The organism is Citrobacter sp. RHBSTW-00029, assembly GCF_014104295.1.
Taxonomy (GTDB): domain Bacteria; phylum Pseudomonadota; class Gammaproteobacteria; order Enterobacterales; family Enterobacteriaceae; genus Citrobacter; species Citrobacter youngae.
The window spans coordinates 23,728-45,125 of the sequence record NZ_JABXRT010000004.1; the positions used below are offsets into that span (position 1 = coordinate 23,728).

General features: G+C 52.4%; 23 protein-coding genes and 1 other RNA gene. 11 read left to right on the forward strand and 13 right to left on the reverse strand.

Going from position 1 to position 21,398, the window contains the following annotated elements:
* The first annotated feature begins 48 nt into the window (after nucleotides 1-48).
* Nucleotides 49-573: an SCP2 domain-containing protein gene (locus tag HV041_RS24650; protein WP_182294301.1), complete on the forward strand. Its 525-nt coding sequence runs from the start codon at nucleotides 49-51 to the stop codon at nucleotides 571-573.
* Nucleotides 567-1,070, forward strand: coding sequence for an N-acetyltransferase (locus tag HV041_RS24655; protein WP_121585100.1), 504 nt, complete (start codon nucleotides 567-569; stop codon nucleotides 1,068-1,070). The genes HV041_RS24650 and HV041_RS24655 overlap by 7 nt, the downstream gene beginning before the upstream one ends.
* Here HV041_RS24655 and HV041_RS24660 read toward each other — a convergent pair.
* Nucleotides 1,057-1,365 (reverse strand): GIY-YIG nuclease family protein, encoded by a 309-nt coding sequence (locus tag HV041_RS24660; protein WP_269149339.1) that lies wholly within the window; start codon nucleotides 1,363-1,365, stop codon nucleotides 1,057-1,059. The two genes, HV041_RS24655 and HV041_RS24660, sit on opposite strands and share 14 nt — an antisense overlap.
* 43 nt (nucleotides 1,366-1,408) lie before the next feature.
* Here HV041_RS24660 and HV041_RS24665 point away from each other — a divergent pair, with 43 nt between their 5' ends.
* Together HV041_RS24665 and HV041_RS24670 are read left to right on the forward strand one after the other, a co-directional pair.
* Nucleotides 1,409-1,837 carry a YhbP family protein gene (locus tag HV041_RS24665; protein ID WP_048213383.1) on the forward strand — a complete coding sequence of 143 codons (429 nt, stop codon included), beginning with the start codon at nucleotides 1,409-1,411 and terminating at the stop codon, nucleotides 1,835-1,837.
* A 37-nt stretch (nucleotides 1,838-1,874) separates the two neighbouring features.
* Nucleotides 1,875-2,510 carry an NAD(P)H-binding protein gene (locus HV041_RS24670; protein ID WP_121585099.1) on the forward strand — a complete coding sequence of 212 codons (636 nt, stop codon included), beginning with the start codon at nucleotides 1,875-1,877 and terminating at the stop codon, nucleotides 2,508-2,510.
* Between the two features lie 93 nt (nucleotides 2,511-2,603).
* Here HV041_RS24670 and dolP read toward each other — a convergent pair whose 3' ends face one another.
* From dolP to HV041_RS24690, 4 genes are read right to left on the reverse strand one after another with little or no spacing between them, the layout of a single operon-like run.
* Nucleotides 2,604-3,179: a division/outer membrane stress-associated lipid-binding lipoprotein gene (gene dolP / locus HV041_RS24675; RefSeq protein ID WP_048213381.1), complete on the reverse strand. Its 576-nt coding sequence runs from the start codon at nucleotides 3,177-3,179 to the stop codon at nucleotides 2,604-2,606.
* Between the two features lie 9 nt (nucleotides 3,180-3,188).
* Nucleotides 3,189-3,779: a DnaA initiator-associating protein DiaA gene (diaA, locus tag HV041_RS24680; RefSeq protein WP_048213380.1), complete on the reverse strand. Its 591-nt coding sequence runs from the start codon at nucleotides 3,777-3,779 to the stop codon at nucleotides 3,189-3,191.
* Nucleotides 3,780-3,813: 34 nt separating this feature from the next.
* Nucleotides 3,814-4,209, reverse strand: a complete 396-nt coding sequence (locus tag HV041_RS24685) for a YraN family protein (RefSeq protein WP_121585098.1) — start codon at nucleotides 4,207-4,209, stop codon at nucleotides 3,814-3,816.
* Nucleotides 4,167-6,218 carry a penicillin-binding protein activator gene (locus HV041_RS24690; protein WP_121585097.1) on the reverse strand — a complete coding sequence of 684 codons (2,052 nt, stop codon included), beginning with the start codon at nucleotides 6,216-6,218 and terminating at the stop codon, nucleotides 4,167-4,169. The genes HV041_RS24685 and HV041_RS24690 overlap by 43 nt, the downstream gene beginning before the upstream one ends.
* A gap of 63 nt (nucleotides 6,219-6,281) precedes the next feature.
* On the opposite strand from HV041_RS24690, the gene rsmI reads away from it, so the two are divergent.
* Nucleotides 6,282-7,145 carry a 16S rRNA (cytidine(1402)-2'-O)-methyltransferase gene (rsmI, locus tag HV041_RS24695; protein ID WP_003024942.1) on the forward strand — a complete coding sequence of 288 codons (864 nt, stop codon included), beginning with the start codon at nucleotides 6,282-6,284 and terminating at the stop codon, nucleotides 7,143-7,145.
* A 2-nt stretch (nucleotides 7,146-7,147) separates the two neighbouring features.
* The gene (locus HV041_RS24700; RefSeq protein WP_121585096.1) at nucleotides 7,148-8,140 is read left to right on the forward strand and encodes a Fic family protein; all 993 of its coding nucleotides are present in this window, start codon (nucleotides 7,148-7,150) and stop codon (nucleotides 8,138-8,140) included.
* Here the strand turns inward: HV041_RS24700 and HV041_RS24705 are convergent.
* The 8 genes from HV041_RS24705 to garD form a co-directional block, all read right to left on the reverse strand.
* Nucleotides 8,137-8,910: a DeoR/GlpR family DNA-binding transcription regulator gene (locus tag HV041_RS24705; protein ID WP_048213375.1), complete on the reverse strand. Its 774-nt coding sequence runs from the start codon at nucleotides 8,908-8,910 to the stop codon at nucleotides 8,137-8,139. The two genes, HV041_RS24700 and HV041_RS24705, sit on opposite strands and share 4 nt — an antisense overlap.
* Nucleotides 8,911-9,021: 111 nt before the next feature.
* Nucleotides 9,022-10,065, reverse strand: a complete 1,044-nt coding sequence (gatD, locus tag HV041_RS24710) for a galactitol-1-phosphate 5-dehydrogenase (RefSeq protein ID WP_121585095.1) — start codon at nucleotides 10,063-10,065, stop codon at nucleotides 9,022-9,024.
* A 44-nt stretch (nucleotides 10,066-10,109) separates the two neighbouring features.
* A complete protein-coding gene (locus HV041_RS24715) occupies nucleotides 10,110-11,483 on the reverse strand; it encodes a PTS galactitol transporter subunit IIC (protein WP_121585094.1) in 1,374 nt (457 codons plus the stop codon).
* Between the two features lie 4 nt (nucleotides 11,484-11,487).
* The gene (gatB, locus tag HV041_RS24720) at nucleotides 11,488-11,772 is read right to left on the reverse strand and encodes a PTS galactitol transporter subunit IIB (RefSeq protein WP_003828616.1); all 285 of its coding nucleotides are present in this window, start codon (nucleotides 11,770-11,772) and stop codon (nucleotides 11,488-11,490) included.
* 29 nt (nucleotides 11,773-11,801) lie between these two features.
* The gene (gene gatA / locus HV041_RS24725; RefSeq protein WP_121585093.1) at nucleotides 11,802-12,266 is read right to left on the reverse strand and encodes a PTS galactitol transporter subunit IIA; all 465 of its coding nucleotides are present in this window, start codon (nucleotides 12,264-12,266) and stop codon (nucleotides 11,802-11,804) included.
* A gap of 14 nt (nucleotides 12,267-12,280) precedes the next feature.
* Nucleotides 12,281-13,552 carry a tagatose-bisphosphate aldolase subunit GatZ gene (gatZ, locus tag HV041_RS24730; protein WP_061068671.1) on the reverse strand — a complete coding sequence of 424 codons (1,272 nt, stop codon included), beginning with the start codon at nucleotides 13,550-13,552 and terminating at the stop codon, nucleotides 12,281-12,283.
* A gap of 133 nt (nucleotides 13,553-13,685) precedes the next feature.
* Nucleotides 13,686-14,540: a tagatose bisphosphate family class II aldolase gene (locus HV041_RS24735; protein ID WP_061068670.1), complete on the reverse strand. Its 855-nt coding sequence runs from the start codon at nucleotides 14,538-14,540 to the stop codon at nucleotides 13,686-13,688.
* A gap of 179 nt (nucleotides 14,541-14,719) precedes the next feature.
* Nucleotides 14,720-16,291 (reverse strand): galactarate dehydratase, encoded by a 1,572-nt coding sequence (gene garD / locus HV041_RS24740; RefSeq protein WP_121585092.1) that lies wholly within the window; start codon nucleotides 16,289-16,291, stop codon nucleotides 14,720-14,722.
* 411 nt (nucleotides 16,292-16,702) lie between these two features.
* Between garD and garP the strand changes: the two genes are divergently transcribed.
* The 5 genes from garP (at nucleotide 16,703) to rnpB (ending at nucleotide 21,364) form a co-directional block, all read left to right on the forward strand.
* The gene (gene garP / locus HV041_RS24745) at nucleotides 16,703-18,037 is read left to right on the forward strand and encodes a galactarate/glucarate/glycerate transporter GarP (RefSeq protein WP_003024898.1); all 1,335 of its coding nucleotides are present in this window, start codon (nucleotides 16,703-16,705) and stop codon (nucleotides 18,035-18,037) included.
* Nucleotides 18,038-18,052: 15 nt separating this feature from the next.
* On the forward strand, nucleotides 18,053-18,823 hold the full coding sequence (gene garL, locus HV041_RS24750) for a 2-dehydro-3-deoxyglucarate aldolase (protein ID WP_003840018.1): 771 nt from the start codon (nucleotides 18,053-18,055) through the stop codon (nucleotides 18,821-18,823).
* Between the two features lie 30 nt (nucleotides 18,824-18,853).
* On the forward strand, nucleotides 18,854-19,744 hold the full coding sequence (gene garR, locus HV041_RS24755) for a 2-hydroxy-3-oxopropionate reductase (RefSeq protein WP_115642797.1): 891 nt from the start codon (nucleotides 18,854-18,856) through the stop codon (nucleotides 19,742-19,744).
* Nucleotides 19,745-19,809: 65 nt separating this feature from the next.
* A complete protein-coding gene (gene garK, locus HV041_RS24760) occupies nucleotides 19,810-20,955 on the forward strand; it encodes a glycerate 2-kinase (RefSeq protein WP_121585090.1) in 1,146 nt (381 codons plus the stop codon).
* Between the two features lie 32 nt (nucleotides 20,956-20,987).
* Nucleotides 20,988-21,364: RNase P RNA component class A (rnpB, locus tag HV041_RS24765), an RNA gene on the forward strand.
* Nucleotides 21,365-21,398: the final 34 nt, after the last annotated feature.

Consider the following 21,398-nt stretch of genomic DNA (forward strand, 5'->3'; position numbering starts at 1 on the left):
ATTTGATATGGCAAAATAGCAGGACTATTGAAACAGGGAGTAAAGCTCGTGTTGGATAAACTGCGTTCACGCTTAGTACATTTAGGTCCTTCTCTGATCAGTGTACCGGTTAAACTGACGCCCTTTGCGCTGAAGCGCCAGGTTCTGGAACAGGTCCTGAGCTGGCAGTTTAGTCAGGCGCTGGCCGATGGGGAGCTGGAGTTTCTCGAAGGTCGCTGGCTGAGCATTCATGTGCGTGACATTGACCTCAAATGGTATACCTCTGTTGAGAACGATAAACTTATCGTCAGCCAGAATGCAGATGCGGATGTGAGTTTTAGCGCAGATGCCAGCGATCTCCTGATGATCGTGGCCCGCAAGCAGGATCCGGATACGCTTTTCTTCCAGCGTCGCCTGGTGATTGAAGGTGATACAGAATTAGGGCTATACGTAAAAAATCTGATGGATGCCATCGAACTGGAGCAGATGCCTAAAGCGTTGCGCGTCATGCTGATGCAGTTGGCGGATTTTGTTGAGGTGGGTATGAAAACGTCGCCAGAAACCAAACAGACCTCGGTAGGTGAGCCATGCTGATTCGAGTTGAGATTCCCATTGATGCCCCTGGTATTGATGCATTGCTGCGCCGTTCATTTGAGAGCGATGCGGAAGCAAAATTAGTCCACGACCTGCGTGAAGATGGTTTCTTAACGCTGGGTTTGGTTGCTACCGATGATGAAGGTCAGGTAGTGGGTTACGTCGCGTTCAGCCCTGTCGATGTGCAGGGTGAAGATCTGCAATGGGTCGGCATGGCGCCGCTCGCGGTGGATGAAAACTACCGGGGACAGGGCCTGGCGCGTCAACTGGTCTATGAAGGACTCGATTCCCTGAACGAGTTTGGCTACGCCGCGGTGGTTACGCTGGGCGCTCCGGCACTGTACAGCCGCTTTGGCTTTGAGCTGGCAGCGCATCATGACCTGCGTTGTCGCTGGCCGGGCACCGAAAGCGCGTTCCAGGTTCATCGCCTGGCGGATGATGCGCTGGAGGGCGTGACGGGCCTGGTGGAATACCACGACCACTTCAATCGTTTTTAACATGCGGGGCTTGCAGGCTGCTCAGTAGAGCCTCAAGCCCTTCGCCTTCTACAAGGCGCTCTTTCTGACGCTTTGTGAGCTGTTTGACGCGATACTCTATGCGCAGGGCCAGCGAACGGTCGCCAACCTGCGCCGCAAATGCCAACGTGAGTTCCCCCTTTCCACGTAGCGCCTTCGCGCCTTTCCCACTTTGATGCTGCTTATAGCGGCGCTGCACATCGGTGGTTATTCCGGTGTATAAGGCGTTGTCAGCGGTACGGATCAGGTACAGATACCAGGGTGTCATTGTCACCATCGACGTGATAATTTTCAGGCCTACAGTATAAAAGAGAACAGAAATGGAAACACTGACTGCGGTGTCTCGCTGGCTGGCAAAACAGCACGTCGTGACCTGGTGTGTACACCATGAAGGTGAATTGTGGTGCGCCAATGCGTTTTACCTGTTTGATGCGCAGAAGATGGCATTCTATGTGCTGACCGAAGATAAAACGCGCCATGCGCAGATGTCGGGACCGTGTGCACCGATTGCCGGCACGGTAAATGGTCAGCCCAAAACGGTCGCCCTGATTCGTGGCGTGCAGTTTAAGGGGGAAATTCGCCGTCTTGAAGGGCAGGAGAGTGAAACCGCGCGTAACGCCTACAACCGCCGTTTCCCCATCGCCAGAATGTTGCCAGCGCCCGTGTGGGAGATTCGACTGGATGAAGTCAAATTCACTGACAACACGCTGGGCTTCGGTAAAAAGATGCACTGGCTACGTGATCTATAGTTAAAAGAGTGATTGAAGCGTCAGGGGAAAATAAACGATGAGCCAGGTATTAATAACCGGTGCAACGGGTCTGGTGGGTGGACATTTATTACGGATGCTACTGAATGAACCCCGGATCAATGCCATTACGGCGCCGACGCGTCGACCGCTGGCTGATACGGTTGGCATCTATAATCCCCACGATCCGCAGCTAACCGATGCTCTGGCGCAGGTTACCGATCCGGTCGATATTGTCTTTTGTTGTCTGGGAACGACCCGACGTGAAGCGGGCAGCAAAGAAGCATTTATCCACGCTGACTATACGCTGGTAGTGGATACAGCTCTGACGGGACAGCGGCTGGGGGCCCAGCATATGCTGGTAGTGAGTTCGATGGGAGCCAATGCACATTCGCCGTTTTTTTATAATCGGGTGAAAGGGGAAATGGAGCAGGCGCTGATCGCGCAGAAATGGCCCCGGCTGACGATTGCCCGGCCTTCTATGCTACTGGGTGATCGGGATAAACAGCGGGCGAATGAAATGTTTTTAGCGCCGTTGTTCAGGCTGCTGCCGGGTAACTGGAAGTCGATTGAAGCGCGCGATGTTGCGCGGGCAATGTTGGCAGAAGCGCTGGCGCCTGGGCATGAAGGGGTTTCGATCCTGACCTCTTCCGAGTTACGCGAAAGGGCTAAATAAAATGTCGGATGGCGCTGACGCTTATCCGACCTACAAACGATAACGTCCTGTAGGCCGGATAAGACGCCCTGGCGTCGCTATCCGGCATCAGTATTACTTAATAAACGTAAAGGCCGTCGTGACGCGTTTCACGCCGCTTACCCGGCTGGCGATGTCTGCCGCTGCCTTCGCTTCGCGTTCGGTCACCAGACCTAACAGGAACACTTCTCCATTCTCGGTGGTGACTTTCACGTTAGAGGATTTCACCTGATCGCTGGTCAGTAACTGGGAACGTACTTTGGTGGTTATCCAGGTATCGTTGGACGCATCGCCCAGACCGATTGGCTGGCCCTGACGGATCTCATTAAAGACCTCAGTCGTACCTTCTACGCCCATCGCAATCTGTTTTGCTCGTGCAGACAGTTCGCTATTAGGTGACTGGCCGACCAGCAGCACTTTACCCTGATATGCGCTCACGTTGATGCGCGCTTCTTTCTTGATCTGGGCATCTTTCGACAACGCCGTATTGACGCGTAATTCCAGGGTCCCATCATCTACCTGGGTGCCGACACTGCGAGGATCCGTTGCTGCTTTCGTCCCGACAGCTGCTGTTCCGACAACGGCGGCAGCTACACAGCCTTGCAACAGCAATGCTGAGAGAACGACGGCGAGCGGCGAAAATGCCTTCATGTGTACTCCTTAATCATCCTGGTGAGGGAAAAGCGTGTTATCAATGAGATCGCAAAGGCAATTGACCGTCAGCATATGCATTTCCTGAATGCGGGCGCTGTGGTGTGACGGGATGCGGATTTCAACATCCTGTGGCCCCAACAACCCGGCCAGCTCCCCTCCGTCATAACCGGTCAACGCAACGATCGTCATGTCGCGCGTAACGGCTGCTTCAACGGCTTTTACGATATCGCGGCTATTACCACGCGTAGAAATTGCCAATAGAACATCACCTGCATGTCCCAGCGCACGGACTTGTTTTGCATAAACTTCGTCGTGCAGGCGATCGTTGGCAATCGCAGTTAAGACCACATTATCAGTATTTAGTGCAATCGCAGGTAAACTTGGGCGTTCTGTTTCAAAACGGTTGATCATGCTGGCAGCAAAATGCTGTGCGTTGGCAGCGGACGTCCCATTACCACAACAGAGAATTTTGTTGCCATTGAGCAGGGACTGAACCAGCGTCATGGCTGCACGGGAGATCGCATCCGGGAGTGCTTCAGCCGCAGCTATCTGAGTTTGAATGCTTTCAGTAAAGCAGACTTTAATTCTATCTAACACGCTAATCCTTAAGAACCAGGCTCTGAATCTTCAACTATGAGCGGTCGTTGAACGCGTCCTTAAACCACTCAACATCATTTCCGGTGAAGGCTAACACATCGAACCGGCAATCCACAGTATCAAAACTCCCATTGTGGCGCGCAAGCCACAAGCGGGCGGTCTGTAATAATTTGTGTTGTTTGCTCCGGGTCACACTCGCCGCTGCGCCGCCAAACTGGGCCGAGCGCCGATAGCGAACCTCAACAAAGACGGTGGTGTTGCCTTCACGCATTATCAGGTCGATTTCGCCGCCACGTTCACGTACGTTGGCGGCGATAAAACGCAGTCCTTTGCTTTCCAGCCAGTGGCGCGCAGTCGTTTCCCACGTATCACCGGTCTGTTTACTCGTTAACTGGCGGGGACGACCTGTCCTTGCTGGTATTTGAGCCATGATAACTTCCTGTTAATCACGCAATCCTGCGTTGCGGTCAACGCGCCGGTGTTGCCGTTAATTTCGAAGCCCTGTACCTGACGCATTTGCGAGAAGTGGTTGGCAAGTGACCAGGCATCGACGCCCATGGCATACATACGTGCCAGTGAGTAGTCGTTACGAACCGCGCCAAGCGCCTGCTGCATGAGAGGAGCGTTAGCACCTGCCAGCATCGGTATTTCGCTGTACTGCAAGCCTTCCATCTCCAGACGGAAATCCGGGCCAGCAGTTCCCTGCGCGCTACGGGAGCTGGCGTACAGCGTCGCTCCGCTCTGGCTGCCGTTGCGCATAGCGATCATCGGCTTAATAAAGGCAATTTCTTCCGGCGTCGCCAGAATATACACGGCATCAACACGGTCGCTTCCGCCGGTGATCTGTGCATCTGTAGGCGCAGCCGGAATCGTCAGGCCGCCAATCGTCACGCCAGGTTGCGCAGGTACAGAGGAGGCCACCGGGCTGCCAGTCAGGGAAATTCCCGAACCGCCGTTGACGCCCATTTTCAGCTCGGCGGTGGAGCCAAACTTCTGCTGCAACACTACGCCGCCGCCCAGCTTTTGCCATTCCTGTGCAAAGGCGTTGGCAACGCGATCGCCTAATGAACTGCGTGGGATCAACAGCAGCGGCGTCTGTTTGCCCTGGTCGTGGATGTGACGCGCGGCGTCGCGCGCTTCATCTTCTGGCGACAAAGCGAAGTAGCAGACGTTCGGCAAGTTTTTCACCGACTCCGGCTGATTAAGCGCCAGCACGTTTAATGGCGTATTGCTTTTCATCAGCTCTTCAACATTGTTTTTCAACAGCGGACCAACCACGATGCTGGCACCATCCTGCTGAACCTGAGTCAGGATCTGATTCAGCGGCTGTGATGAAGTGTCGTAGATTTTCAGCTCTGCTGATGGATTCGCCGGTGCGCTGGCGGTTGTTGGCTGAGCGGGTGCTGCGGGCTGCGCAGCAGGTGTTTCTGGCTGAGCTGGCGTCTCGTTGGTCAGATCGCTGACTGACGCCTGAGAAGGGCTGGCAACACCGTCAGTCGTTTGCGGCTGTTCCGTGGTCGTCGCAGCTGTTGTATCCACAGCAGGCGCAGCTACAGCAGGGGCCGCTACGGGTTGAGTACCCATATTTTTTGCCGCTTCAAAGCCTTGCTGAATAGTCCGGCCAAATACAGCGGCCTGACCGTTCAGCGGCAGCAGCAGCGCAATTTTGCTGGTGGAGGCGGGCTTAAAGCTCTGGACGTTAACCAACTGCGTTGGCAGCATTTTTGCCCCGGGGTTTTGCGGATAACGTTTCTGCCAGTCTGCAATACCGGCTTTCATCATGTCAGGATCGTTACGGTTATCGAACCAGACGCGCTGGAGATCCAACCAGCCTTGCAGCACGTTTTCATCAGCATTGATGACCAGCGCCTGTGCTTGCTCCTGGGTCATAGATGACAGCGCCTGCCAGGTGGCATCGATGTTTTTCTGCTTAGCATTCGCGGCCAGCAGCGGTTCCTGGGCGATCAGGGAGCGCAATAGCGTTAACGACGGGCGACCCTGGTTGACGTCGATTTGCGCCTGCCAGTATCTGGCCTGCTGGTTTTGATCGAAATCGGCAGGAGTGAGTTTATCCAGCAGGGCCTGAGCGCCAGCGATATCTTTCTGCGCGAGCTTGATCTCGACGGCGAGCAGAGACTGCTCACGACGCTGAGTATCGCTGAGTTTCTGCGGTAGCTGGTTGAACAGTTCGATAGCCTGCTGGCTCTTGCCTTCTTTCAGCAGTGCACGAATGGCGAGTAATTGCCAGTTGGTCTTGCTATCATCTGAGCTTTGCTGCATTTGTTGCAGATAAAAGCCGGAATCAGCCTGCGCAGAGCCCTGCATATGGGCTGCACTCTGGTCTGGCGCCTGGGTGCCACAGCCTGCGAAAATCAGTGCAGCCAGAATGACTGGCAGCGCGCGCGCGGCTTTCAAACGAGAAAATGTTGAGGGTACCATACTGTATCCAGTGATATTTTTTTACTCAATGCTCAATATTAAATCGGCAATACGGACGACACAATGAAACAACACGAATCGGCGGATAATTCTCAAGGCCAACTCTTTATTGTACCTACTCCTATAGGAAATTTGGCTGATATTACCCAACGAGCGCTCGAAGTTTTACAAGCCGTTGATTTGATTGCCGCTGAAGACACCCGTCATACCGGATTATTGTTACAACACTTCGCGATTAACGCCCGTTTGTTTGCGTTACACGATCACAATGAGCAACAAAAAGCGGAAACGCTGGTGGCGAAACTCAAAGAAGGGCAAAACATTGCGCTGGTTTCCGATGCCGGAACGCCGCTGATTAACGATCCTGGCTACCATCTGGTGCGCACCTGCCGCGAAGCGGGGATCCGCGTTGTTCCTCTGCCGGGCCCTTGCGCGGCGATTGCTGCCCTGAGCGCTGCTGGTCTGCCTTCAGACCGTTTCTGCTACGAAGGCTTCTTGCCTGCGAAATCGAAAGGGCGTCGTGATGCGATGAAAGCCATTGAGGCAGAGCCGCGTACGCTTATTTTTTATGAATCTACCCACCGCTTGCTGGATAGCCTGGAAGACATGGTTGCCGTTTGGGGCGAATCCCGTTACGTGGTGCTGGCGCGTGAGTTGACGAAAACCTGGGAAACCATTCACGGCGCACCGGTTGGCGAGCTGCTGGCGTGGGTCAAGGAAGATGAAAATCGTCGCAAAGGAGAAATGGTGCTGATTGTCGAAGGGCATAAAGCGCAGGAAGATGACCTGCCTGCCGATGCGCTGCGTACGTTGGCTTTATTACAGGCAGAACTGCCGCTGAAAAAGGCCGCCGCGCTGGCCGCTGAAATCCACGGCGTGAAAAAGAATGCACTGTATAAGCACGCACTGGAACAGCAGGGAGAGTAAACGTGAGCACCTATCAACCGCCTTTTACCGTTACGCCATTGATCCTCAATCAAGTTATTGAGATTGGTGAACTGATGGGGCATTGGGCGGTGATGGCGGGCAGGGCATCTCCTCTTTTGCGTAAAGAGAATCGTATTCGCACTATTCAGGCCTCTTTAGCGATTGAGCATAATTCGTTGACGACGGATCAGGTTACAGCCCTGATGGACGGTAAGCGTATTTTGGCTCCGGCTAAAGATATACAGGAAGTCAGAAATGCGATTCTGGCATATGAAAAAATGTCGGGGTGGAAAAGTGAAAAACTCTCCGATCTTTTACAGGCACATCAAGTCCTGATGATGGGGCTTGTCGATAACCCGGGCCAATTGCGATCTGGCAATGTCGGTGTTTACAGGGAAAAACAGCTGATTCATATGGCCCCGCCGGTCTCACAAGTTCTTCGCTTGATGAATGACTTACTGGACTGGTTAAAAACGACAGAACTTCACCCGCTTATCGCTGGTGCTGTATTCCATTATGAGTTCGAATTTATTCATCCTTTTGCCGACGGCAATGGACGGATGGGGCGATTGTGGCAGACATTAATCCTGAGTGAGTGGCGTTCAGAATTAGCCTGGTTGCCGGTGGAAACGCTGATCCACTACCAGCAGGATCGCTATTACCAGGTGCTAGGAGTGTGCGATCGGCAAAGCAGCTGCACGCCATTTATAGAATTTATTCTGGAAAACATTATCTCTGCTTTGCAAGAGGGATTAGGACAATCATCGACCCTGTCGGAAGAAATGTCGGAAGAAATGCCGTCTGATTTACTGGATATGGAAAAGCGCATTCTACGAATCTTGTCGAATCAGCCTGGTAGAACTGCCAAAAGTATCGCTGATGAGTGTGAAATTTCACCCCGAACAGTTGAACGCTATCTGAAAGCGTTGCAGCTAAAAGGCAAACTGCAACGCGTTGGCGCGAAGAAAGGCGGGATGTGGCGGGTAAAAAACTAAACGATCAGTAACTCAACGCCTGTTTTAGCCAGCGCTGATTTGTCCTGCTTGCTGATGCTATCGTCGGTTATCACGCAATTAATCTTCTCCATCGGCAATACCTGATTAAAGCCACGGCGATTGAACTTTGTCGCGTCCAGCACCGCGATGACCTTATGTGCGGCAGCTGCCATGACGCTGCTAATGGAGTAGCCTTCGTTAAATGTCGTAATGCCATTTGTGGCATCAATCCCATCGGCACCCACAAACATCAGGTCAGCGCTGATCCCTTGTAGGGAACGTTCAGCGATAGTGCCATGCATTGAATGCGTTTTATGGCGCACGGTTCCACCGCAGACGACCAGCGTAATGTCTTTGTTTTCCGACAACGTGAATGCGGCGGGTAGGCTATTGGTAATAACGGTGATATTACTTTTTCGGTTTAACGCCTCCGCGATAAGCAAGGTGGTGCTTCCGCTATCGAGAATGACGGTCATGCCTTCTTCGACCATTGCGGTCGCGGCCTGGGCGATCCTTTTTTTCGGATCGCTGGCAAGTTGATACCGCTCTTCCAATATCACTTCCTGATTGTCGCCTTCAGCCAGGTGGCTTCCTGGTTTTGCCGCTCCGCCGTGAAAACGGGTGACAAGACCTTTCTCCTCTAATAACCGCAGGTCGGCGCGAATGGTCACTTCAGAAATACCAAAGGTATTCGAAAGGTCCATTACCAGCACGCTGCCTTGCGTATTAATCAGGTCGACAATTTTGTTCCTTCTCTCAAATGAGTTCATATTGATTTACCTGATAATTTAACTATCACTAGTTTAATCGAAGGATTGCGAAAGGTGAACGCTAAATTTCGAAAGGAAATGTGAGCCAGCGCAGGTTGCTGGCTCGTGAGGTCAGGCAAATTTGAGCAGAATTTTTCCCTGCATCGGTGCGCCATTGAGCGATGTTACCGCTTTGGCAAAACTGTCAGCATCGCCGCTATGGGCAATTAACGGCTCCAGCTGTAAACGTTTTTCGGTCAGCAAGCGTGCAGCGGTTTCCCACTCCTCTCCTGGCCATGGGCTGGAGTAGTTCATCCAACTGCCGAGAATCGTTAATTCCTTACGCAGTATTTGGCCAAATACACTGGAAGTCAGCGTCAGGTCCTGATGCAATGTACCCACTAACGCTACCTGTGCGCGAGGGCCTGCAATTTCTACAGACAGGGCTACGGTTTGTGGTGTTCCTGCTGTCTCCAGTACAAGCTGATCGAACTGCATATCGGCCAGTGCAGAATAGATTTCCGCCGCGCCTATCTCCCGGCTATTGAATACGTGAGTGGCTCCCAACTCTTTCGCTAACGTCAATTTTTGTGGGTTGATATCAATTGCCGTGACACTTTTTGCACCGAGTTCGCGGGCACATTGCATCGCCAGCAAACCGATAGTGCCTGCGCCAACGATAATCACGTTTTTGCCTTCGCAGCCCTGGGCCAGATGGAAGGCATGCAAACCGACGGTAATCGGTTCGATGAATGCCCCGTCATCAATCGGCATATCTGATGGCAGTCGGAACAGATTGGCGCGTTTTACGACCACATATTCCGCATTGCCCCCTTCGCTACGCGAACCGACAAACTGATATTGCTTACATAACGAAAAATAACCACGCTCACACTGAGGACAGTGGAAGCAGGGGAGCAGCGGCACACAGGTAACGGCGTCGCCTGGTTGCATATCAGTAACGCCAGTGCCGTAGGATTCAACATAACCGCTAAATTCATGACCCAGCGTTATTGGGTAATAATGCGCACCATGAGAGAAAATACGCGGGATATCAGAACCGCAAAGTCCTGAACTAACCACCCTGACCAATACATCGTTATCGGCTTGCAGTTGGGGCATGGGACGTTCTTCAACGCGTACGTCTCCCTCAGCGTGAATAACCACTGATTTCATAAGAGTCTCCAGAAATGTGAAGGGGAGCAAATGCTCCCCAGAAATTAAGATGTGGGCTGGCTTTCTGAGATAGCGGCTGCTTTTTCGGCGGCGACGAAATTACGTGCCCGGCGCCAGGTCAATAGCACACCTGCGAAGTAAATGATGGCAATAACTGCAAACGCCACGACGTTTTGCCAGGTAAAGAGCTGAATCAGTAACCAGGTGATCGGCGAGCCCCCCTGGTCCAGAGAGGCGACCATTCCACCTGCTTTCAGTGCCCCGGCGTTGGCGGCAAGCTGAGTGTGTAAGCCGATGGTCTGGGTGGCGATCCACAAGGTGATGCCCATGATGATGACGCCAGAGATCAGCGTGCGGAACAGATTCCCCTGATGAACGGCTACCGCCATTGCGACGAAGAAACCAATGGTGGCGAGATCGCCGAAGGGCAGAACCTGATTACCTGGGACCAGGACGGCAATCAGAATGGTCAGCGGAATAAAGATCAGGCTGGCGGAAACCACCGACGTATGGCCGAGCAGCAATGCGGGATCCAGACCAATTAAGAACTCCTGACCGCCAAATCTCGCCTGCAGGCGTTTGCGGGCATGCTTCGCGATAGGTGTTAAGCCATCCATAATCGGTTTAATGACGCGCGGCATGAGCAGCATGACGGCAGCAGTTTTTACCGCCAGTTGCAATACTGCTTTGATGTCATACCCGGCTAACAAGCCGATCACTAAGCCCATAACAAAACCGACGGTGACTGGCTCACCAAAAGGACCGAAGCGTTTCTGTACATCATCTGCACTGAAATGAATGCGATTCAGGCCCGGGATTTTTTCAATGATCGTATCAACCAGGACCGCTATTGGTCCCAGATAGGCTGATGAGCCGTGTGGGATGGCAATACCTTCGAGACCGAAAAAGTCGCGCGTGTCTTTCGCAAACCAGTCGCCAAGTTTGTAGACGAAAGCGGCATGAACAACCACGCCGAGAATGCCCAGCCAGTATGAACCGGTTGCCAGATGCAACATGGCGCCGGTAAACGTCATATGCCAGATATTCCAGATGTCGACGTTCACCACGCGGGTCATGCGGGTAACCAGCATCAGGATATTCACACCAATGGCGACAGGAATCGCAATTAGCGCAATTTGCGAAGCCCAGGTCATTGGTGATGAACCCGGCCAACCAACATCAATGACATGCAGGTTGATTTGAAACTGCTCCGCCATTGCTTTTGCGGCAGGCCCGATAGAATCCAGCATCAGGCCAATAACCAGACCAATGCCGACGAAGCCGATCCCAATATGCAGACCAGATTTAAAACAATCCCCGAGCTTCATCCCCAATAGTTTTGAGAAGATGATGATCACGAGCGGCAACATAACCGTTGGACCTAAATCGAGGATATAACGCATTATTTCGCTAAACATGGCGTTACCCCACGAGGATAGTCAGTATTTTTTGCTGCAACGCTTCGATACCCACGCCTGAAACAAAAGGCATGCCGTGGACCACAGGGATATCGCCAAAAGTACGGTCAACACGGGCGGTGGTACAGATAAGATCTGCTCCATCCATATAGGTTTCGATTTCCGTTACCCGGCACTGAACCAGGTCGAGTTGGATATTGTTGGCTTCACACAATTCTTTAATTTCTTCTGCTGCCATTGTTGAAGTTGCTACAGCACCGCCACAAGCCACAATTACTTTACGTTTCATAGGGTATTCCTTTTATTATCAGTTTTTTATCAAGCCAGGGCGCAAGGCTCAGACTCAAGGATTTTTTCCCGAAAGAGCATTGCCAGTTCAGCATCTGGCGCATTCAATAATGCTTCAATGGTGTTCGGGTTTTGCAGCTCACTAAACAGACGACGCAGGAGCTTCAGCTGCGCCGTCGGGTTCTCAACGATTAAGGCAATAATTAAAGAGACCGCTATCTCTTCATCATCATCTGCCTGCTGAAAGTTGACAGGCGTCTCTGGGCGAATCAGATAGATAGCTGGCGATTTCGCATGAACGGCTTCACAGTGCGGGATCGCAACGGCATGATGTTCCAGCGCGATTCCAGTTGGAAAGGTTGCTTCACGCTCAATCAGGGCCTGCGGGTAGCTTTCATGCACGACCCCTTTGGCCAGCATCTCTTCCCCAATGTGCACCAGCGCATGCTGACACGAGCTAAAGTTAATTCCGGTTCGGACAAAGAGTTGGCTCATATATTCTCCAGATTTCAGGCGATAACTGGCGCGCAGCCAAAGCGATAGGCACGCAGAACGTCCTGGATTTTGTCGATAATCAGATTATGTGGTGTAGCCGTGAGCGTTCCTTCTGACAGGCGCTCAAACTGCACGGGCATAAACTGGCTAATTAGCCCCAGCGGTAATGCCACACCGTTCAGGTTGGCAATTAACTTTTCTACGCTTTGACGAATGCGCGGATGAGGCCAGTAGTAGCGAATACGGTCAGACAAGCTGAAGTGAATATCGACCATCGCCTGGCTCCAGGTTGGACGATAGTATTTTTTCCAGTAGTCCGGCTCATTCAGCATGACTTCATCAATCACCTCCAGCACCCGGCTCCGTTGTTCCGGAGAGATCAGCTCATTTTCCATTTGTGCCAGCGCAAAAATAGCTTCGCGAAGGGCGAAAGTCAGCGCGGGACCGACTTTCAGAATCGCATAGTGGTCACGTACCAGGTCACGATAGGCCTGACGGGTTTGATAATCCGTGGAGTGCGCTTCGTAGACCATCGGCGTCTCTTTGATCCAGGCGGAAAGCGCTTGTGCGGCTTGTGGTTGATAGTGAATGATCTGTGTGTGATCAAACTCTACGCCTGGCTGGACGACAATGGCGATCACACGGGTTAATGCTTCTTCAAGCCCTAATGCGCGAAAAGCGACCTGGTGTGTTTCCAGAGTACGGGCAGCATCTTCTTCGCGGGTAACATGTACGGTACCAATAGTACTGGCTTCTCCGCCAGGTACAGGAACTTCTGTCCCTATAACGTAAGTTAATTGGCGTTTCTGTTCTTCAGTGGCTGTTGCTTCTGCGGCCTGGCATAACACAGCGGCGCGCTCGGCGACAACCATTGGATCTAGCGGTGTGGGATCGTCAGCACAGGACATAGAGGCATCAAGATGGATTTTACTGAATCCAGCGGCGACATAAGCTTTAATTAAATCTACGGATTTCGCCATTGCCTCTGCTGCCGGTTCATTTTGCCAGCAGTTAGGACCGAGGTGATCGCCCCCGAGAATCAGTCTTTCACGAGGGAAACCGACTTGTTCTGCAATGTTATACACAAAGTCACGGAAATCGGCAGGCTTCATCCCGGTATAGCCGCCAAACTGATTTACCTGATTAGATGTCGCTTCGATCAGCACTTTACTGTCTGTATTGAGATCAAAACGTAGTGCGGATTCAATCACCAGCGGGTGGGCTGAACAAACAGAACAAATTCCCAAATGTTCACCCGCTTTATGACGAGAGATTATTTCTTTCACTTCTATCTCCGATATCTTTTGTTTATCTTCATAATATTTTTGGATTGAAGGCAAAGGATAAAAGCATCTTTCGTGATCCAGCTTTAAAAACAAACCTTTGTCAGCACCCGTGCAATTCAAATTAATGAAGGACTTACAGCTTTCCTTCGCAGCCGCAGTCGGCAATGACTTTACGTACCACCTCTTTCATCGCTGTTTTTGCTGGCACCATGTAGTGCCGTGGATCGTTCGCATCGATGTGGGCGCTCAGGTAGTTTTTGAGTGCGTCAGCAAAGGCGATTTTGAGTTCGGTAGCGACGTTGACTTTGCAGATCCCGAGAGTGATTGCGCGTTTAATATCCTGAGGGGGCAGGCCGGAAGCGCCATGTAAAACTAAAGGAATATCAACGCATTGACGAATTTCTGCTAACCGTTCAAAGTCCAGTTTTGGTTCTGCGGTGTACAAGCCATGGGCAGTGCCAATGGCGACTGCCAGTGAGTCGATACCTGTTTTTTCTACGAACTCTCGAGCCTGCTCAGGGTGGGTATAAAGTGCATCCTTGCCATCCACGATCAGATCATCTTCTTGCCCGCCCAGGCGTCCCAGTTCTGCTTCAACGCTGACGTCATAGCGGTGGCAGTAATCCGTCACACGTTTGACTAACGCGATGTTATCGGTAAACGGTAAATGGGAGCCGTCGATCATGACAGAGCGAATCCCTGCGGAGACTTTCGCTTCAATATCGCTGACGCTTTCATGGTGATCGAGATGAATTGCCAGGGGGTGGTTCCAGCTTCTGGCCAGCTCGCTGGCGATAGCGACTATATTACCTACACCAGCGTAGCTAAACGTACCTGGCGTTCCGGCGACGATCAACGGAGAACGTAGCTCGGCAGCCGTTTCCACGACAACCTGTAAGGTCTCGAGATTGTGGATGTTAAACGCGGGGACGGCGTAGCCTTCTTGTTGAGCCTTCTTCAGCATCGTTTTGCTTGAAATGATAAACATACTTCCTCCGAAGTCTTTCGATTTCTTTCTTCGAAATAAAGTATAGGGTTTCGTAATGCTTTTTTGTGATTTCGATCTGAAAAATGAAAGTTTCGAAAGTAATGGGAGGGTTGCGAAAGTTTATGCCAAAAAAAAGAGCATGCCCGTAGACATGCTCCTGAAGAAAAAACAGTGAAAAATCAGGTTACCGGTGCCGGGTTAAATACCGCCAGCTGGTTATGTAATCCCCACTGATCTGAGAAGGTTTTCTTACGACCGCTGGCCACGTCGAGAATGAACTCGAATAGCTTTAACCCTACTTCTTCGATGGTTTCTTCTCCGGTCGCGATGGTGCCTGCGTTGATGTCCATCAGGTCAAACCAACGATTAGCCAGTTCAGTTCGCGTCGCCATTTTTATCACCGGCACGGCCATCAGACCGTACGGCGTACCGCGACCGGTGGTGAACACCTGCACGGTAATGCCGGAAGCAACCTGCTGCGTACCACAGACAAAATCGCTTGCCGGGGTGGCGGCATAAATCAGGCCGCGCCTGGTTGGACGCTGACCCGGCGACAATACTTCGACAATCGCGCTCTTGCCTGACTTGGCAATAGAACCCAGCGCTTTTTCCACCACGTTTGCCAGACCGCCTTTCTTGTTACCCGGAGAGGGGTTAGCGCTGCGGTCAGTTTTTCCCATATCGAGATAGTTGTCGTACCAGGCCATCTCTTCGAGCAGACGCTTGCCCACCTCTTCGTTAACTGCCCGTGGGGTCAGAAGATGGATCGCATCGCGGACTTCGGTCACTTCCGAGAACATCACGGTCGCACCGCAGCGAACTAGCAGGTCGGAGGCATAACCTACCGCCGGGTTGGCCGTTACGCCAGAAAACGCATCGCTGCCGCCGCATTGCATGCCGACAACCAGTTCTGATGCCGGACAGGTTTCACGCTGGCGCTGATTGAGCTTTGCCAGGTGGCGCTCAGCGACCTGCAAAATGTCTTCTACCATGGATTTAAAGCCAACGTGTTTTTCATCCTGCAGGCTGACGATACTGGCGCTGTCTACCGGAATACTTTTCACATCGTGAGTACCTTCCAGCAGGCGCTCAGGCTGGAGTTTTTCGCAGCCAAGGCCGATGACCATTACTTCACCGCCGAAGTTCGGGTTCAACGCAATATTGTGGATTGTACGAATCGGCACGATGGCGGCAGGGGCATTGATCGCCACGCCGCAGCCGTACAAGTGATTGAGCCCCACCACGCCGTCGACGTTCGGATATTTGGGCAGCAGATCGCGCTCAATGATTTTCACTACATAGTCCACCACGCCCGCCACACAGTGCACGCTGGTGGAGATGCCGAGCAGATTCTTGGTGCCGACGCTGCCGTCAGCATTGCGGTACCCTTCGAAGGTACACCCCTCCAGCGGCGGCAGCGGTTCCGGGACTTTGGTTGCCAGCGGTAATGTTTCCAGCGGTGGGGCTTTTGGCAGTTCAACCATCGATTCATCGATCCAACTACCGCGGGGGATATCGCGAACGGCATAGCCTATCACTTCGCCATAACGCACGATTTCGCCGTGAACAGGAATGTCCACGAGCGCCACTTTATGACCCTGGGGAATATGTTCAATTAGCTCCAGTCCATCCGGAAAACGTGTCCCGGCTTTCAGACCATTGTCATTGACAATAATCGCCACATTATCTGTGTCGTGAACTTTAATATAAAACGCCGTTGGCGATTCTTGTCTAATTTCGATGTCGGCCATTGTCCAGTATTCTCCAGCCAGGTGGTGATAATAATTGTATGGGTGTTGTTATATTGCAGCTAATTAAAAGCAATAAAAACTTGGTATTGTGAAATAAGAATGTCAGGAGATTAAATCTGAGAATGTGACCATGATCACTTAAACTCAGGTACATCATGCTGCCAGAGGTGGCAATACGTAAATGTGTGCATTAGCGCCCATGCTTATGTGCATTTGCCCAGGATAATATCCTAACGCATTTTCTTTAGTGAGCATTTGCACAATGATTAACTTTGTCGTGCTGATTATACTAAATCACGGTTTCATAGCACCTGATAAATTATTGCGTATTTTTATTGGTGGTAATTAATTCTTAAAAATGCCTGCCGAATAATAAAAGACATGTGCCCGAGGTAACCTGAGGTAAATAGTATGATACTGGATACGGTGGTAGAGAAAAAGAAAGGTACGCACACTCGTTATTTAATATTGCTGATAATCTTTATTGTTACCGCCGTTAACTACGCGGACCGCGCGACGTTATCTATTGCCGGCACAGAAGTGGCGAAAGAGTTGCAGCTCAGTGCTATCTCAATGGGTTACATTTTTTCCGCCTTCGGTTGGGCTTACCTGTTGATGCAAATCCCTGGCGGCTGGCTGCTGGATAAGTTCGGCTCGAAGAAAGTTTACACTTACAGTCTGTTCTTCTGGTCGCTGTTCACCTTTTTGCAGGGTTTTGTAGATATGTTCCCGCTGGCCTGGGCGGGTATTTCAATGTTCATCATGCGCTTTATGCTGGGCTTCTCGGAAGCGCCGTCCTTCCCGGCGAACGCCCGTATTGTGGCGGCCTGGTTCCCGACGAAAGAGCGCGGTACGGCATCCGCGATTTTTAACTCCGCACAATATTTCTCCCTGGCGCTGTTTTCGCCGCTGCTGGGCTGGCTGACCTTTGCCTGGGGCTGGGAGCACGTCTTTACCGTGATGGGCGTTATCGGTTTTGTGCTCACCGGCCTGTGGGTAAAGTTTATTCATAACCCAACCGATCACCCGCGTATGTCGCAGGAAGAGCTGAAGTTTATCTCTGAAAACGGCGCGGTCGTGGATATGGACCATAAAAAGCCCGGCGATGTGAAATCAGGTGGTCCTAAACTGCATTATATCAAACAGTTGCTGACCAACCGCATGATGCTTGGCGTGTTCTTCGGACAGTATTTTATCAACACCATCACCTGGTTTTTCCTCACCTGGTTCCCGATCTACCTGGTACAGGAAAAAGGCATGTCGATCCTGAAAGTCGGTCTGGTGGCGTCGATTCCTGCGCTGTGCGGATTTGCCGGTGGCGTGCTTGGCGGTGTGTTCTCTGATTATCTGATTAAACGTGGCTTCAGCATCACTTTGGCACGTAAGCTGCCGATTGTGCTCGGAATGTTGCTCGCGTCGACCATTATTCTGTGTAACTACACCGATAACACCACCCTGGTTGTCGCGCTGATGGCGCTGGCGTTCTTCGGCAAAGGCTTCGGCGCGCTGGGTTGGCCGGTGATCTCCGATACTGCACCGAAAGAAATCGTCGGTCTGTGCGGTGGGGTATTTAACGTATTTGGCAACGTAGCCTCTATCGTCACCCCGCTGGTGATTGGTTATCTGGTGAGCGAGCTGCACTCATTTAATGCTGCGCTGATGTTTGTAGGGTGTTCGGCGCTGATGGCAATGGTTTGCTACCTGTTTATTGTCGGTGACATTAAACGTATGGAATTGCAGAAATAAACAAAGGTATAGGCGATGAATAACACGATTTTCCCGAATAAGTTTAAAGCGGCCCTCGCGGCGCAACAGATTCAGATTGGCTGCTGGTCTGCATTGGCCAGCCCAATCAGTACCGAAGTTTTAGGCCTGGCGGGTTTTGACTGGCTGGTACTGGACGGCGAACACGCGCCGAACGATATCTCGACGTTTATCCCGCAATTGATGGCGCTGAAAGGCAGCGCCAGCGCGCCGGTCGTACGCGTGCCGACCAACGAGCCGGTGATTATCAAGCGCCTGCTGGATATTGGGTTTTACAACTTCCTGATCCCGTTCGTTGAGACACAAGAAGAGGCAGTGAACGCCGTGGCGTCGACCCGCTATCCGCCGGAAGGTATTCGCGGCGTGTCCGTCTCCCATCGCGCCAATATGTTTGGCACCGTACCGGACTACTTTGCGCAGTCGAATAAGAACATCACCATCATCGTGCAGATCGAAAGTCAGCAGGGCGTTGATAACGTTGATGCTATCGCGGCGACCGAAGGCGTAGACGGTGTCTTCGTCGGCCCAAGCGATCTGGCTGCGGCGCTAGGCCATCTCGGCAATGCGTCACATCCTGATGTGCAGAAAGCTATCCAGCACATTTTTGCCCGCGCGAAAGCACATGGCAAACCAAGCGGCATTCTGGCGCCGGTAGAGGCGGATGCGCGTCGTTATCTGGAGTGGGGCGCGACCTTTGTTGCTGTTGGCAGCGACCTTGGCGTGTTCCGTTCAGCCACGCAGAAACTGGCTGATTCTTTTAAGAAATAACCACCATCGACAGTAGAGAGAGATAAAGACATGACAATGAAAGTTGGTTTTATTGGCCTCGGTATTATGGGTAAACCAATGAGTAAAAACCTCCTCAAGGCAGGTTACTCGTTGGTGGTTGCTGACCGTAACCCGGAATCCATTGCACAAGTGATTGCCGCAGGTGCAGAAACCGCCGCCACGGCGAAAGATATTGCTGAGCAGTGTGATGTGATCATCACCATGCTGCCGAACTCTCCGCATGTTAAGGAAGTGGCGCTGGGTGAAGGCGGCATTATTGAAGGGGCGAAACCGGGCACAGTGCTTATCGACATGAGCTCCATTGCGCCGTTAGCCAGCCGTGAAATCAGCGAGGCGCTGAAAGCGAAAGGCGTGGATATGCTGGATGCGCCGGTCAGCGGCGGCGAGCCAAAAGCGATTGATGGCACGTTGTCGGTGATGGTTGGCGGTGATAAAGCGATTTTCGACAAGTACTACGATCTGCTGAAAGCGATGGCAGGCTCCGTGGTGCATACCGGTGACATTGGCGCGGGTAACGTCACTAAGCTGGCGAACCAGGTGATTGTGGCGCTGAACATTGCCGCGATGTCTGAAGCGCTGACGCTGGCGACCAAAGCGGGTGTGAACCCGGATCTGGTGTATCAGGCGATCCGTGGCGGGCTGGCGGGAAGCACCGTACTGGACGCGAAAGCGCCGATGGTCATGGACCGCAACTTTAAGCCGGGTTTCCGTATTGACCTGCATATCAAAGATCTGGCCAATGCGCTGGACACTTCTCATGGGGTTGGCGCGCAGTTGCCGCTGACTGCAGCAGTCATGGAGATGATGCAGGCGCTGCGTGCAGATGGGATGGGCACCGCCGATCACAGCGCGCTCGCATGCTACTACGAAAAACTGGCGAAAGTGGAAGTCACACGCTAACAAGAAGGGCGCGGATGTGCGCCCTGTATTTCTTGCCTTGCGCGGCACAGTCAGGCTACATAACTATGAAAATCGTAATTGCCCCAGACTCTTATAAAGAAAGTCTATCTGCCACTGAGGTCGCTCAGGCAATAGAAAAAGGATTTCGGGAAATATTTCCCGATGCGCAATATGTTTCAGTTCCGGTGGCCGACGGCGGCGAAGGAACGGTCGAAGCCATGATTGCCGCCACGCAAGGGAGTGAATATTCCGCGTGGGTGACGGGGCCGCTGGGTGAAAAAGTGAATGCCTGCTGGGGCATGTCCGGTGACGGTAAAACCGCGTTTATTGAAATGGCTGCAGCCAGCGGCCTGGCGTTGGTTCCTCCTGAAAAACGCAATCCATTAGTGACAACGTCTTGTGGTACCGGAGAGTTGATTTTGCAGGCGCTGGAAAGCGGTGCGAAAAGTATCATTATCGGCATTGGCGGTAGCGCGACCAATGACGGCGGCGCGGGTATGGTGCAGGCACTGGGAGCAAAACTCTGTGATGCCAACGGTACTGAAATCGGTTACGGCGGCGGTAGCCTGATTTGCCTCAATACCATCGATGTTTCGGGGCTGGATCCGCGCTTAAAAACCTGTTCAATCCGTGTTGCCTGCGATGTGACCAATCCACTCATTGGCGATTCTGGCGCTTCGCGCATTTTTGGCCCGCAGAAAGGGGCAACTGAGGAACACATTGTCGAGCTGGACCGCAATCTTTCCCACTATGCCGATATCATTAAAAAATCGCTCAGGGTGGATGTGAAAGACGTACCTGGCGCGGGAGCGGCTGGTGGAATGGGGGCCGCGTTAATGGCTTTTTTAGGCGCGGAGCTGCGCAGTGGTATCGAGATTGTGACTCAGGCGCTCAATCTGGAAGAACATATTCACGATTGTACGCTGGTGGTCACCGGTGAGGGACGTATCGACAGCCAGAGTGTGCATGGCAAAGTGCCGATTGGTGTGGCAAATGTAGCGAAGAAGTACCATAAACCAGTAATTGGTATTGCCGGTAGCCTGACACGCGATGTGGACGTGGTACACCAATATGGCATTGATGCGGTGTTTAGCGTATTAACCCGGATCGGCACGCTGGAGGACGCTTTCCGCGGGGCATCGGATAATATTTACCGCGCTTCAAGGAATATCGCTGCCACGCTGGCAATCGGAATGCGTAGTGCGGGGTGACAAAGGCGCACGAACCCTCTATACTGCGCGCCGAAGCTGACCAGACAGTCGCCGCTTCGTCGTCGTCCTCTTCGGGGGAGACGGGCGGAGGGGAGGAAAGTCCGGGCTCCATAGGGCAGGGTGCCAGGTAACGCCTGGGGGGGAAACCCACGACCAGTGCAACAGAGAGCAAACCGCCGATGGCCCACGCAAGTGGGATCAGGTAAGGGTGAAAGGGTGCGGTAAGAGCGCACCGCGCGGCTGGTAACAGTCCGTGGCACGGTAAACTCCACCCGGAGCAAGGCCAAATAGGGGTTCACAAGGTACGGCCCGTACTGAACCCGGGTAGGCTGCTTGAGCCAGTGAGCGATTGCTGGCCTAGATGAATGACTGTCCACGACAGAACCCGGCTTATCGGTCAGCTTCACTCTTTATAGAATCCCGCTTCGGCGGGGTTTTTGCTT

Bases quoted from the DNA above. Each gene is read 5' to 3' on its own strand.
- gatA (WP_121585093.1), bottom strand. From the start codon at position 12,266: ATGAGCCAACTCTTTGTCCGAACCGGAATTAACTTTAGCTCGTGTCAG.
- HV041_RS24660 (WP_269149339.1), bottom strand. From the start codon at position 1,365: ATGGTGACAATGACACCCTGGTATCTGTACCTGATCCGTACCGCTGAC.
- garP (WP_003024898.1), top strand. From the start codon at position 16,703: ATGATACTGGATACGGTGGTAGAGAAAAAGAAAGGTACGCACACTCGT.
- HV041_RS24735 (WP_061068670.1), bottom strand. From the start codon at position 14,540: ATGTTTATCATTTCAAGCAAAACGATGCTGAAGAAGGCTCAACAAGAA.
- garD (WP_121585092.1), bottom strand. From the start codon at position 16,291: ATGGCCGACATCGAAATTAGACAAGAATCGCCAACGGCGTTTTATATT.
- HV041_RS24665 (WP_048213383.1), top strand. From the start codon at position 1,409: ATGGAAACACTGACTGCGGTGTCTCGCTGGCTGGCAAAACAGCACGTC.
- HV041_RS24690 (WP_121585097.1), bottom strand. From the start codon at position 6,218: ATGGTACCCTCAACATTTTCTCGTTTGAAAGCCGCGCGCGCGCTGCCA.
- garL (WP_003840018.1), top strand. From the start codon at position 18,053: ATGAATAACACGATTTTCCCGAATAAGTTTAAAGCGGCCCTCGCGGCG.
- gatB (WP_003828616.1), bottom strand. From the start codon at position 11,772: ATGAAACGTAAAGTAATTGTGGCTTGTGGCGGTGCTGTAGCAACTTCA.
- garK (WP_121585090.1), top strand. From the start codon at position 19,810: ATGAAAATCGTAATTGCCCCAGACTCTTATAAAGAAAGTCTATCTGCC.
- rsmI (WP_003024942.1), top strand. From the start codon at position 6,282: ATGAAACAACACGAATCGGCGGATAATTCTCAAGGCCAACTCTTTATT.
- HV041_RS24705 (WP_048213375.1), bottom strand. From the start codon at position 8,910: ATGAACTCATTTGAGAGAAGGAACAAAATTGTCGACCTGATTAATACG.
- HV041_RS24670 (WP_121585099.1), top strand. From the start codon at position 1,875: ATGAGCCAGGTATTAATAACCGGTGCAACGGGTCTGGTGGGTGGACAT.
- HV041_RS24655 (WP_121585100.1), top strand. From the start codon at position 567: ATGCTGATTCGAGTTGAGATTCCCATTGATGCCCCTGGTATTGATGCA.
- garR (WP_115642797.1), top strand. From the start codon at position 18,854: ATGACAATGAAAGTTGGTTTTATTGGCCTCGGTATTATGGGTAAACCA.
- gatD (WP_121585095.1), bottom strand. From the start codon at position 10,065: ATGAAATCAGTGGTTATTCACGCTGAGGGAGACGTACGCGTTGAAGAA.
- dolP (WP_048213381.1), bottom strand. From the start codon at position 3,179: ATGAAGGCATTTTCGCCGCTCGCCGTCGTTCTCTCAGCATTGCTGTTG.
- HV041_RS24685 (WP_121585098.1), bottom strand. From the start codon at position 4,209: ATGGCTCAAATACCAGCAAGGACAGGTCGTCCCCGCCAGTTAACGAGT.
- HV041_RS24715 (WP_121585094.1), bottom strand. From the start codon at position 11,483: ATGTTTAGCGAAATAATGCGTTATATCCTCGATTTAGGTCCAACGGTT.